Source organism: Lysinibacillus capsici (assembly GCF_020217405.1).
Taxonomy (GTDB): Bacteria; Bacillota; Bacilli; order Bacillales_A; family Planococcaceae; genus Lysinibacillus; species Lysinibacillus capsici.
The window spans coordinates 454,658-466,921 of the sequence record NZ_CP084108.1 but is presented as its reverse complement, the minus strand read 5'-3'; the positions used below and the strand labels follow the sequence as shown (position 1 = coordinate 466,921).

11 protein-coding genes are annotated in these 12,264 nt (G+C 36.7%); 8 read left to right on the top strand and 3 right to left on the bottom strand.

Going from position 1 to position 12,264, the window contains the following annotated elements; all coding sequences use genetic code 11:
* Positions 1-97 precede the first annotated feature (97 nt).
* Both LCP48_RS02295 and LCP48_RS02290 read left to right on the top strand, forming a co-directional pair.
* Complete coding sequence (locus tag LCP48_RS02295) at positions 98-730, top strand: glycerol-3-phosphate acyltransferase (protein WP_004229750.1); 633 nt, start codon at positions 98-100, stop codon at positions 728-730.
* Between the two features lie 195 nt (positions 731-925).
* Entirely contained in the window at positions 926-2,407 is a 1,482-nt protein-coding gene (locus tag LCP48_RS02290) for a DASS family sodium-coupled anion symporter (RefSeq protein ID WP_004229752.1), read from the top strand.
* Positions 2,408-2,480: 73 nt separating this feature from the next.
* Here the strand turns inward: LCP48_RS02290 and LCP48_RS02285 are convergent, their stop codons facing one another.
* On the bottom strand, positions 2,481-4,004 hold the full coding sequence (locus LCP48_RS02285; protein WP_202342076.1) for a succinyl-CoA:acetate CoA-transferase ScpC: 1,524 nt from the start codon (positions 4,002-4,004) through the stop codon (positions 2,481-2,483).
* Between the two features lie 367 nt (positions 4,005-4,371).
* Between LCP48_RS02285 and chrR the strand changes: the two genes are divergently transcribed.
* Together chrR and LCP48_RS02275 are read left to right on the top strand one after the other, a co-directional pair.
* The gene (chrR, locus tag LCP48_RS02280; RefSeq protein WP_004229757.1) at positions 4,372-5,103 is read left to right on the top strand and encodes a class II chromate reductase ChrR; all 732 of its coding nucleotides are present in this window, start codon (positions 4,372-4,374) and stop codon (positions 5,101-5,103) included.
* Positions 5,104-5,307: 204 nt separating this feature from the next.
* Positions 5,308-5,733, top strand: coding sequence for a hypothetical protein (locus LCP48_RS02275; protein ID WP_004229759.1), 426 nt, complete (start codon positions 5,308-5,310; stop codon positions 5,731-5,733).
* Positions 5,734-5,775: 42 nt separating this feature from the next.
* On the opposite strand, the gene LCP48_RS02270 is transcribed toward LCP48_RS02275, so the two are convergent.
* Positions 5,776-7,455 (bottom strand): hypothetical protein, encoded by a 1,680-nt coding sequence (locus tag LCP48_RS02270; protein WP_225340624.1) that lies wholly within the window; start codon positions 7,453-7,455, stop codon positions 5,776-5,778.
* A 132-nt stretch (positions 7,456-7,587) separates the two neighbouring features.
* Here LCP48_RS02270 and LCP48_RS02265 point away from each other — a divergent pair, with 132 nt between their 5' ends.
* From LCP48_RS02265 to LCP48_RS02255, 3 genes are all read left to right on the top strand, one after another.
* Positions 7,588-8,238 carry a lysoplasmalogenase gene (locus LCP48_RS02265; RefSeq protein WP_004229764.1) on the top strand — a complete coding sequence of 217 codons (651 nt, stop codon included), beginning with the start codon at positions 7,588-7,590 and terminating at the stop codon, positions 8,236-8,238.
* 90 nt (positions 8,239-8,328) lie between these two features.
* On the top strand, positions 8,329-9,558 hold the full coding sequence (gene pepT, locus LCP48_RS02260; RefSeq protein ID WP_225340623.1) for a peptidase T: 1,230 nt from the start codon (positions 8,329-8,331) through the stop codon (positions 9,556-9,558).
* Between the two features lie 175 nt (positions 9,559-9,733).
* Positions 9,734-10,696: a DMT family transporter gene (locus LCP48_RS02255; RefSeq protein WP_004229766.1), complete on the top strand. Its 963-nt coding sequence runs from the start codon at positions 9,734-9,736 to the stop codon at positions 10,694-10,696.
* Positions 10,697-10,956: 260 nt separating this feature from the next.
* Here the strand turns inward: LCP48_RS02255 and LCP48_RS02250 are convergent, their stop codons facing one another.
* Complete coding sequence (locus tag LCP48_RS02250) at positions 10,957-11,388, bottom strand: DUF4395 domain-containing protein (protein WP_004229767.1); 432 nt, start codon at positions 11,386-11,388, stop codon at positions 10,957-10,959.
* 119 nt (positions 11,389-11,507) lie between these two features.
* On the opposite strand from LCP48_RS02250, the gene LCP48_RS02245 reads away from it, so the two are divergent.
* On the top strand, positions 11,508-12,218 hold the full coding sequence (locus LCP48_RS02245; protein WP_004229768.1) for a Fe-S oxidoreductase: 711 nt from the start codon (positions 11,508-11,510) through the stop codon (positions 12,216-12,218).
* Positions 12,219-12,264 lie beyond the last annotated feature (46 nt).

The following is a 12,264-nucleotide window of genomic DNA, read 5'->3' as shown; positions in this document are numbered from 1 at the left end:
ATGTAAATTTTATTTTTTCCGAAACTTCTGTCTGCTCTTATACGTAATATGAACGCATACACTATTTTAAAAAAAAAATTTTGAGAGGAGTATTTTTATGGTAAAGGCCGTGATCATTTTTCTTATGATTGGCTATTTAATAGGCTGTATTCACGGCTCTAAAGTGGCTCAATTTTTATCGGGGGTTGATTTAAAAAAGGCAGGCCACGGTAATGCTGGTGCCTCTAATGCTACTCTTTCCCTTGGCTGGAAATATGGCGTTTTAGTAGCCCTCATCGATATAGGCAAAGGTGTTGTGGCTATTATAGGTGCGCATTTTTATCTAGCTGACGCCATTCATTTAACAGAAGAACAAATTTGGCTGCTTACTTATATTATGGCTGCTGGGGTTATTTTAGGTCATAATTTCCCCTTCTACATGGGCTTCAATGGCGGGAAAGGAACTGCCTCCATCATTGGTATTTTACTTGCTGTTGATTGGAAGATTGGTTTATTTGCACTTATTTTATTTGTTATTTTATCCTTTGCAACAAATTATTTAATTGTTGGTGTTCTAGAATTTTATCTCGTGTTTTGTACAGCAACTTATTTATGGATTCCTGGCATTGGCCCAACCATTATAGCTCTTCTTCTTTTTGGCATAGCCATCATCCTGCACTTTGAAAATATTAAACGATTAGCCAATGGCACAGAGCCTAAAGTAACTTCTGCCTTTAAGAAAAAGAAATAATATTTCATGGATATTTTTGTATTCTTTGTGACCATGTATTTTCTCTTTATCTACTCATATTGCTGTAAAAAACACAATTTTCACATAGATTTTTTTCTACAATAAAATCAACATATTCTTATCTTAATAAAACATTATACAGGCCGATGTTATGGATAATAATCGTCATTTTTATTGTAGAAAGGATGAGAAAATATGTCTTCCCCAAAGCAAGCAGCTACAAAACTTAATTTAAAGCCACTGTGGATTGGCTTGGCATTCGCGTTACTAATCATTATTACCTTTTTACCTAATAATGGTGATTTACCTATAGCTGGGCAACGAGCTTTAGCCATTTTAGCTTTTGCAGTCATCCTTTGGGTTACAGAGGCCGTTTCATATCCTGTGAGCTCGGCCATGATCATTGCACTAGTAACTGTTTTACTAGGACTCGCTCCGTCAATGGAGGATCCAACTACAGAGCTAGGAACAGCTAGCGCATTAAAATTATCTTTAAGCGGCTTTAGTAATTCTGCCGTTGCTTTAGTAGCAGCAGCTCTTTTTCTAGCGGCAGCAATGCAAATTACTAATCTACATAAACGACTTGCTCTTTGGATTCTTTCATTGGTAGGAACGAAAACAAAAGCTATCGTATTTGGCGCTATTTTAGTCTCTATCGTCCTCGCATTTTTTGTACCCTCTGCTACAGCACGAGCTGGCGCAGTAGTACCGATATTACTTGGAATGGTGGCAGCTTTTGGTTTACCACGTGATAGTCGGCTTGCTGCCTTATTAGTTATTACTTCGGTACAAGCAGTTTCCATTTGGAATATCGGTATTAAGACTGCAGCAGCTCAAAATATGGTGGCTTTAAACTTTATCCAAGAGCAATTTAATGTGGATATTTCATGGGGTGCTTGGCTACTTTATGCCGCCCCCTTCTCAATTATTATGTCGATCTTTTTATTTTTCATTATGATTGCTTTAATTAAACCTGAGACTAGCAATATCGAAGGTGGTAAAGAGGTCATCAAAAAACAGCTTGCAGAGCTTGGCCCATTAAAGGCTCCTGAAATTCGTTTAATCATTACATCCGTAGTTTTACTATTTTTCTGGGCAACTGAAGGAAAACTACATCCATTTGATACGACAACAGTCACAATTATTGCTATCGCAATTCTATTAATGCCTAAAATCGGTGTGTATTCGTGGAAGGAAGTTGAGCCTCATATTCCATGGGGAACAATTATCGTCTTTGCGGTAGGCATTATGTTAGGAACCATTTTACTAAATACGCAAGGTGCTGCATGGTTATCAGATAAAGTTTTTGGTTCACTCGGGCTAGATACTATGCCTTTACTAGCAACCATCGCACTCGTAACTTTATTTAACATTTTGATTCATTTAGGCTTTGCAAGCGCAACTAGCTTAGCCTCAGCACTTATACCTGTGTTTATCGTTTTAGCCTCCACATTAACGGCTAATGTTGATCAAGTTGGTTTTGTTATTGTGCAACAATTCGTCATAAGCTTTGGCTTCCTATTACCAATTAGTGCACCACAAAACATGCTTGCCTATGGTACAGGCTCCTTTACAACAAAGGATTTCTTGAAATCTGGAATTCCATTAACCATTATCGGTTTCCTTCTCGTACTTTTGTTCTCTGCAACGTATTGGAAATGGATTGGATTATTATAGAACTTTCATTAAATTAAAACGTAAAAGCCTTGAAGAAACAGACTATTTGTCCTTCAAGGCTTTTAAGATAAGACTATTGTTTCGTAAAAGCAGGATCCTTCATCGTACCGTTTTTCGCATAGTTAACGTGCCATGATAGTGCTTTTTCTAGGTCATGTGGTGTGTGATGTCCACCCGTTGCCTCATTGGCATCATTAAAGTACTGCCACAGCTGCTCCCTATAATCAGGATGTGCACAATTATCAATGATAAGTCCCACTCGTTCTTTTGGAGCAAGTCCTCGTAAATCTGCTACGCCCTGTTCAGTTACAATGACATCAACATCATGCTCCGTATGATCCACATGCGAGACCATTGGAACAATACTCGAAATATCTCCACCCTTAGCATAAGACTTTGTCACAAAAATTCCTAAACGTGCATTACGAGCAAAGTCACCAGACCCTCCGATACCATTCATCATCTTTGTACCAGAAACGTGTGTGGAATTCACATTGCCGTAAATATCTAATTCCAATGCTGTATTCACTGAAATTAATCCGAGTCGACGAATAATTTCAGGCTGATTTGAAATTTCTTGAGGGCGCAGCACTAATTTATCAGCATATTTTTCAAAATTCCCATAAACACGGTTTCCTACTTGCTCAGAAAGGGTAATAGAAGTAGCAGATGCAAAATTCACTTTCCCTGCATCCATTAATTCAAATACTGCATCTTGGAGAACTTCTGAATAAACTTCTAAGTTCTCAAACTCAGAATCTTTAAAGCCGAGCAATACAGCATTCGCTACTGAGCCTACCCCAGATTGAATTGGTCGTAAACTTGTTGTTAAGCGACCTACTTTAATCTCTTCACGTAGGAAATTTAATAAGTGATTAGCCATAACATCTGTCTCTTCATCAGCTGGGACAATCGTTGATGGCGCATCTAATATATCCGAAATGACGATGCCTTTTACTTTATCTAAATCTAGTGGAATTCCAATTATACCAAGACGATCTGAAACATTCTGTAAAGGAATTGGATCACGTTTTCCTTGTTGTGCAGGTACGTAAATATCATGTATACCTTCTAATGCATCAAGCTGTGCTACGTTTAATTCAATGATGACTTGGTCTGCTTCTTGCACAAAAATGGGAGAGTTACCAACTGAAGTTGTAGGAATTAATAAGCCTTCTTCTGTAATAGCAGCCGCTTCAATGATCGCAAAATCAATTGGTCCAATAATACCTTGACGAACAAGCTCAGCATTATGGGAAAGATGGGCATCGACAAATGTGATATCACCGCTATTGATTTTATTACGAATGCCAGCATCTGCTTGGAAAGGACCTCGCTTACGAATGACCCCTGCTTCTGCTAAATATTGGTCTACCTCAGGTCCAAGTGATGCACCTGTAAAGACATCTACTTGAAAATCCTCTTTTTTCGCTTTCTCTACGAGTGCAAGAGGTACAACCTTTACATCGCCAGCACGTGTGAATCCGCTCATCCCTAATACCATGCCATCCTTAATCCAAGAAGCTGCTTCTTCTGCTGTTACAACCTTGCTTCGTAATTGTTCATAACGAAGCTTTTTCGCTAACTTTTCTTCCATTCCCTATTCCTCCATTCCACTTCATTTTTGTTCAACTTGCATATTTGGTTCCAGTAAATCTGTGACATCCGTCAGAGAATGTATCTTTATTCCAGGAGGATTTCATCACCTAATAGCTAATGCTGTCTAAACATTTGTGAATAAAGATCATGTAATTTTTGGTAGCACAACCAAATAAACAGTCGCTTCCATAATTTTATACTATTTAGAATATTTAATCTATATCAAATGAAATATTTTACTTTACGAGATAATTTCGACATTTATAAATTATTTATAAATAACTTTTTGTTCCTCATTATTCGATTTTGCTAGAAAAGCGTGCTATGCTCAAGGTATAGAACAGACACAAAGGAGAGAGTTTTTAATGGTTAAAGAACTATTACGTAACCATTCCTCGGTACGCATCTATGATGGAGAACCGATTTCAAAAGAAATCATTGAAGATTTAATTGGAACAGCACAAATGGCTGCAACATCACATTTTGTGCAAGCCTATAGTGTAATATGGGTAACAGATGCAGATAAAAAGGAAAAATTAGGCTTACTCTCTGGTAATCCACGTCAATATGAAACTTCAGGTGGGGCATTTGTTTTTTGCGTAGATTTCAAGCGACTTCAAATGGCGGGGAAACTAGAAGGAGTGGATATTGTAGCTGATTCTGCAGAAAATGTCCTTGTTGGGGTAGCAGATGTATCATTGTTCGCACAGAATTTTGTTATTGCGGCAGAATCAATGGGTTATGGCATTTGCTATATTGGAGGTGTACGCAATAAACCTTCTGAAATCAGTGAATTATTTAATCTGCCTGATCACGTTTTCCCATTATTCGGGCTAACAATTGGCGTTCCTGCACGTCGCAATGAGGTAAAACCTCGTTTACCTGTATCTGCTGTATTACATGAAAATGAATACAAAGTTGAAAAATATGAAGAGCTTTTACCTGCCTACAACGAGGAAATGGAAATATACTATAACAGCCGTTCGTCAAACAGAAAAATTGATAACTGGACAAAGCAGATGGCTGATTTTTTAATCGAACAACGACGTCCGCATATCAAAGAGTTTTTAGCAACAAAAGGGTTTAATTGGAAATAAATGAACCAAAATGGAATTACTATCGTATGATAATAATTCCATTTTTTACATAAAAATATTACCTATATATATTCAATCTAGGTATATTGCCACGATTCCTTCTATAAATCTAACCATAAATTAAACGAAAAGACTCTTTCCTTTTCCAGCTATTCCATTCATATTAATAAATGATACCTATTAAAGAAAGGAGTTATACAAACAATGTCCAATATCAATAAACATCTTGCTCGCACCTTGGAACAACAACATAAGAGAAGTGTAAGAGGTTTATTCTTAAAAATTGAAGACTTAAATAATGAATGCACCCAATTAAGAAAAAGACTCGAGCCACATATTGATTTGAGTGTATATAAAAAACCCATTGAGTATGTCAATCAGTTCGTTTCTCATACTACAATTCTCAATTTAAAATTCATCACGAATACACAGAATTTAGAAGTAGTTGTCTTGCATGCTCTTTTATTATCCTATATTTTAGAAAACACTTACGGCGATGCTTTTAAATATGAAGATAAATTGTTACAGGGGTATATACAAGAAATCTTTACACTAAATGATCATGCTAAAAGATTATTTATGAACCATAGAGAAAAGATGCTTACCTATGTTCAAGAGCAAGCTACATAAAAAAGACGATCTTCGTAATAACAAGATCGTCTTTTGTTCTTTTTATTGTAGTCCTCTAATTATAAGTGAACGAACTGGTAGGAACTGCTCACCTGTATCACCATAAGTGAGTATTACCTCATCACCCTCCTGTAAATAAATTGCTAAAGGTTCTGTTTCGGCACTCACTAAATAATTTTCACCATTGTTTAATAAGAAAGATACAGTTGTAAAATCGCCTAGACGTTCTTTATATACACGTAATACCTTACCACTTATTTGTTTTTCCTCAGCACTTGAGCTACCATCTACAGTATTTCCTCCTCGACTTAAGGCTGTTTTATATAGTTTCAATGCCTCCTTAGGAGTAGTAGCGTAAACGGAAATTTCAGGATTTGCTGCAGAAACAATAAAATAATTTTGTAAGAAACCATTGGAATCTAGCACCGCTGTCAGCCAGCTCGCTTCCCCATAAAAGTTATATAACACTGGCATTTCGCCATTCCACTTTTTCTCAATAAATTTCTTCTCTATTATTTGTAAATTACCTTGTGAATCCATATAACTTGAGTCTTGATTCCCTGTATAGTATGTTGCATTCCCTGTTCGTGCGTTTGTTAGTGAATAGCCTAACATTGAATCCACACCTTCTTTAGGGCTTGTAAAATCTGTAAAGTAATACATATCACCCTTCTCATCGAAAATTGGGCTAACATTCGACTCTGTTCCTTCATCAGAAGGAATCTTTACATCCTTTTTACCAAACATACTGTTCCAAAAACCATGTACATAATTACCGAAATAACTGTTTTGTAAACTTACTGTCTCTGGTGATACAGCACCATCAATGAATTCAGGTATTTGATCCAGTTTAATGACCTCTGATTTCCCCGTCAGCGCATCAACCAAGACAATTCCTTTCACATCAAAGCCATTACGCGCAGAAATAAATTCCCCATATGAGCGAATATAGTACGGCTTTCCTTCATCATCTACTTCCAACTGTACGTCACCATAAAAAATAAGTAATGGATGTTGTAAACGAATATGACGTTCTAAATTAGCATTTAAATATGCGGAAGGTACATATTTCATTTCCTCTTTAATAAATTTAGGATTATCCGCAGAATCTGTAGCACTCATTATGAAGTAACCAGGTGTTGTACCACCGTTCATCCATTTAAAGAATCCAGAAAATTCAACTGGTGCGATATAAACATATTCGCCCTTCACTTTTTGAATTTGTAAGCGCCCTAATTCATAGTAGCTCGTATTTGGCACTTGTCCGAAAGCCTTTTTCATTTTATTGCGAGCAAATTTCGGTGGTACACTTGCAGGTGTTTGTGTCTCATCGAATGGTTTTATTTCAACTTCTTCCTTCATTTCAGATGATTTAAATTTTTCATTAGCATTCCATAAGGGTGCTGATAAAACATACACAGCTACACCTAAACTTGCTAAAAATAAAACACCTTTTATCTTCCGTTCGATACCACTTGCTAGCAGAGCACCCGCTAACGTTAATAAAATAATAGCTGGCCAAAAAACAAGCCAATTTACATCAATTTTTGTTACATATAACGTAATCCCTGTGGCTAAAAACCCTAGTACAAAGACTCCAATAAAAAAGTATCCGATTACCTTTTTCGATTGTCCATCTTCTCTCTTCTTTGTAATAAGCGGTGTCACTAACACACTTGCGATCAATGCAATGACTGCTGAAGCTATTAGTAGCTTAGTCATTTGGTTCATCCTCTCTTCTTCTTTCTCACTACTTACTTTACGGTTACATACTAAAAAAGTTTCATACATACGTTGTACAGAAAGGAATTCTACCATAAATATTGAATTTCAAAAGGAAAGGAGCTGAAAAATTTGTTAAAAAAATTATTAATAGGTGTCATTATTTTATTGGGTCTTTATTATATTTTTCTCTTTTCCCATATTGCTGAAAGTTTAAAACTCATCTTTAAAGTGATTCCTATGTTGCTCATCATTATTTTAGCTGCGATTCAAAAGCCGTTACATATTAAAAAGTACCAACTTTTGATTATTGCTGGACTTGTATTCTGCATGATTGGAGACTATACATTGCAGTGGTTTTTAATCGGTCTAACTAGCTTTCTTATCGGGCATATCTTTTATATTTTCGCTTTCTCTACTGCAAATGAACGGCAAGTACCAACTTGGGCAAAAATACTTTTATTATTCTATGGAGCAAGTATGGCTATATGGATTGCGGGATCCGTCTTTAAAACAGGTGAAACCATTCTTGGTATTGCAGTAATCGCCTATATTTCTGTGATACTCACAATGGGCTGGACAGCTATTAAAACTGGCTCTACGCTGGCAACAAGTGGTGCATTATTATTTATTGCATCTGACTCTTATTTAGCTATTAACAAATTTGTCATGCCACTAGCATTTTCTCATGAAATTATCATGCTGACTTATTATAGCGCCCAATTACTTATTGCTTTAAGTATCCTTCAATATTCCGAAATCCGAAGTAAAGTGTTACAATAATATCAATTATGCCAAGGCATAATTGCGGCTGGAATCGGCTTTGTGAATGCACAAAGAACTTTAACATATACACATTAGGAGGCCATACTTATGAAAGAACAAGTAATTGAGCGATTAATACGCTATGCAAAAATTGATACACAATCAGACTTCACAAGCGAAACAACTCCTTCTACACAAAAACAATTTGACCTATTACATGTTTTAAAAGACGAACTTGCCGAAATTGGTTTGACAGACATTACATTAGATGAAAATGGCTATTTATTTGCCTCATTAGAAGCTAATACAGATAAAGAAGTACCAACTATTGGCTTTTTAGCCCATGTTGATACAGCTACTGACTATACAGGCACAAATGTGAAGCCACAGCGTGTAGATAATTATGATGGTGGAGATATTCAGTTAAACGAAAACTTAGTTATGTCTCCGACTGACTTCCCAGAGCTTAAAAACTATGTTGGCCAAACACTTATCACAACAGATGGTACTACATTATTAGGCGCTGACGATAAGGCAGGGATTGCCGAAATTATGACAGCAATGGAGTACCTCATTAAAAATCCTACTATTAAGCATGGTAAAATCCGTGTAGCCTTCACACCAGATGAAGAAATTGGTCGTGGGCCACATAAATTTGATGTCGCTGCTTTCGGTGCAAACTATGCCTATACTATGGATGGTGGACCACTTGGCGAACTACAATTCGAGAGCTTCAATGCCGCTGGCGTAAAAGTAATTACAAAAGGCACTAGCGTCCATCCTGGTTCAGCAAAAAATAAAATGGTGAATGCTATTACAATGGCCATCTCCTTCCAAAATGAAATGCCTGCTGACGCAGTTCCTGAAAAGACAGAAGGTTATGAAGGTTTTATTCATTTAATGAGCTTTAAAGGGGCTCTTGAGCATACTGAGCTTTCTTATATCGTGCGTGACCATGATCGCCAAAAGTTTGAGGAGAAAAAACAATTAATGCGTGATGCTGCAGCTAAAATTCAAGCACAATTTGGTGAGCAAGCACTGAGTATTACCATTGAAGATCAATACTTCAATATGGGTGAAAAAATTGAGCCTGTAAAAGAAATTGTTGACATTGCACGTACTGCAATGGAAAAATTAGATATTACACCGAATACCCTGCCGATTCGTGGTGGTACAGATGGCTCACAATTATCCTATATGGGCCTTCCAACACCAAATATTTTCGCTGGTGGCGAAAACATGCATGGTAAATTCGAATATGTATCCGCTGAAACAATGGAAAAAGCAACTCAAGTTATTATAGAAATCGTTCAGCTTTTTGAACAGCAAGCAAAATAATAGTTTTAATTTTGAGTGAGCTTATTTCTAACGCATTTACCTAAAGAATCATGAAAAATTTTCATAGCTACGAAGAGAGGTTTGTCCTCTCTTCGTAATTTTTTCAGCTATAATTACTGAATTTTCAAATTACATAAAGGGTTTGAGGTTATAAACTCAAATTGAGGTGATGTTTATGAAAGAAATTGCATTAGGTATTTTAGCTTCCCTTTTCTTTGCCGTGACATTTATTTTAAATCATGCAATGGAAATGCAAGGTGGTAGTTGGCTATGGAGTGCATCATTACGATATTTTTTTATGCTCCCTTTCTTGCTTATCATTGTCTTTTATCGTAAGGGCTTTTCACAGCTTTCTGGAGAAATAAAAGCACAGCCTATAGCATGGCTACTTTGGAGCTTTGTTGGATTTGTTTTATTTTATGCGCCATTAACATTTGCTGCTGCTTTTGGTCCAGGTTGGTTGGTTTCAGGTACATGGCAGTTTACAATCGTTGCTGGTGTATTATTAGCTCCTCTTTTTGTTTCGATCATTGCTGGTAAAACAGTGCGACAAAAAATACCTTTCGTATCCTTGCTTATTTCATGTGTCATTTTAGTAGGTATTTTGCTTATACAAATACCTCATGCACAATCAGTATCGTTTAAAAGTTTAATGCTTGGTATTTTACCTGTCATCGTTGCAGCTTTTGCTTACCCTCTTGGCAATCGTAAAATGATGGAAGTTTGCGGGGGACGAATCGATACTTTTCAACGAGTGTTAGGAATGACCATTGCTTCAATGCCAGCATGGATCATCATGGCTATTTATGCCATTTTTACAATAGGACTTCCCTCCGCAAGTCAAATGTTTCAATCATTGCTTGTCGGAATCAGCTCAGGCGTTATAGCAACAGTTTTATTTTTCATAGCAACGGATCGCGTAAGAGACCATCAAGGCAAGCTAGCCGCAGTGGAAGCAACCCAGTCAACAGAAATTCTTTTTGTTATTATAGGTGAGGTATTACTATTAGGAATTGCCTTCCCTAGCCCTATTGCACTTGCAGGTCTCGGAGTCATCATTGTTGGTATGCTATTACATAGTTACTATACAATGATTATCGGGAAAAAGAATGCTGTGCAACAAAACACAACTTCTTAGCAGTCCATTTTATGAGCTGTGTTTTTACAAAAAAAAGACGACTCTATTCTAACTTTAGAATAAGTCGTCTGAGATTTTCACGTTCCCAAAAAATGAGGGGGGTTTTAGGAGCGTAATCATGAACTAGCAAACTTCTGGAGAAAAGTAGCTAAAGTTCATCCTCTCTACACTGTATTGTAGACGAGGAATAATCTTTATACGATAATGATAATCATTATCAATTAAAATGTCAATCATAATCTCATCATTTTTTTACTTTTTCAAAAAGATTTTTTTAATGAGCGTCGGTACTGCCATTGCTTCAACTGAAAATGTAAAAAACAGCCTATACAAAAGCCTGCTATTGCGATGGATGATGCAATTGCAACCAGGCCAGTAAAGATATGACCAACAACCTGCCAATGTAACAGATAACCGAATAAACCAGCTGCTAAACAAAGGCTAGCAATACTTGAATTAAATTTTTGCTGCTGAGCATCCTCTGGTATATATGTAGATGGAGCCTTTGTTAAAAAGAGCTTCCCTACACGAAGTATCGGGTTATAGTTGCATAAAATACCTAGTAAATTTGCAGCTAGTGGAATTACTAATATCCAGGTAAATCCTGTTACCCATGATAAAATGACACTCAGAAGAATCGTCCACTGGTTCAGTCTAACAAGTGGTCTTGGAATTGTATGAAGTTGCGACACCTTAAAACCCACCTTTCTGATATGTTTAATGTATTTTACAACATGATATTCCATTTGTGAAGCAAAAATGATTACTTTATAATGAAGTTAACAGATGTTCAAAGGAAAAGAGGATAACTATGCCAGCTTTAACAATGGATCAAGTTCAACAATTAAACTCGTACAGTATTTATACAACTGAACCTAAGCGGACTTTATTTACTTTAGCTGATATACATAAAGACTTTTACCATCCTGATTTTTTAAACCTTATGATGGGTATAACAGATGCAGCTACAGAAACAGCAGCTATTTCTCACTTTGCACGCCGCTATGGGATGTTTTTTGCTATGCAATTTTATATGCTTGCCGCTTATGACGAAGTATGGGATGGTAAGCCACTTGAATTGCGTTTTGATGCTGCCAAGGAATTTAATAGCTTTACTGTTGCTATGTTTGCTAATCCAAATGATTGGCGCTACGTTGAAGAAGATGAACGCCAAGCTGTTATTGAAAAAATTCTTTACGATGGCCATGTCATTGTCCAACAGCTTCGTAAAGTAACCTCCATCTCCCCCCTTACCATTTGGGAAAATTTCTTCGGCTATTTGCTATGGCATTATCATATATTATTATCTAATCCCGGCTTAGCCGATCAAGCCATGGAGGATATTGAGGCTTTAGAGGACCCAAAAACATGGGCACGCTTCTCCAATAAATCTTGGTGGGCACAATATACAGGTGGTCTTAGCCCGACTAATTTAGTCAACGTTCCTGTAAGAAAATCATGCTGTTTTTCTAAAGATATCCCAGGTTTAATGGCTTGTGGTTTTTGCCCAATGAAAAAATAATAGAGCCTTTTAAAAAAGCCTTACCTTCCACAAATTCATGTGAATG

Excerpts from the sequence above, each read along its gene's own strand:
- LCP48_RS02295 (WP_004229750.1), top strand. The coding sequence starts at position 98 with ATGGTAAAGGCCGTGATCATTTTTCTTATGATTGGCTATTTAATAGGC.
- LCP48_RS02290 (WP_004229752.1), top strand. The coding sequence starts at position 926 with ATGTCTTCCCCAAAGCAAGCAGCTACAAAACTTAATTTAAAGCCACTG.
- LCP48_RS02285 (WP_202342076.1), bottom strand. The coding sequence starts at position 4,004 with ATGGAAGAAAAGTTAGCGAAAAAGCTTCGTTATGAACAATTACGAAGC.
- chrR (WP_004229757.1), top strand. The coding sequence starts at position 4,372 with ATGGTTAAAGAACTATTACGTAACCATTCCTCGGTACGCATCTATGAT.
- LCP48_RS02275 (WP_004229759.1), top strand. The coding sequence starts at position 5,308 with ATGTCCAATATCAATAAACATCTTGCTCGCACCTTGGAACAACAACAT.
- LCP48_RS02270 (WP_225340624.1), bottom strand. The coding sequence starts at position 7,455 with ATGACTAAGCTACTAATAGCTTCAGCAGTCATTGCATTGATCGCAAGT.
- pepT (WP_225340623.1), top strand. The coding sequence starts at position 8,329 with ATGAAAGAACAAGTAATTGAGCGATTAATACGCTATGCAAAAATTGAT.
- LCP48_RS02255 (WP_004229766.1), top strand. The coding sequence starts at position 9,734 with ATGAAAGAAATTGCATTAGGTATTTTAGCTTCCCTTTTCTTTGCCGTG.
- LCP48_RS02245 (WP_004229768.1), top strand. The coding sequence starts at position 11,508 with ATGCCAGCTTTAACAATGGATCAAGTTCAACAATTAAACTCGTACAGT.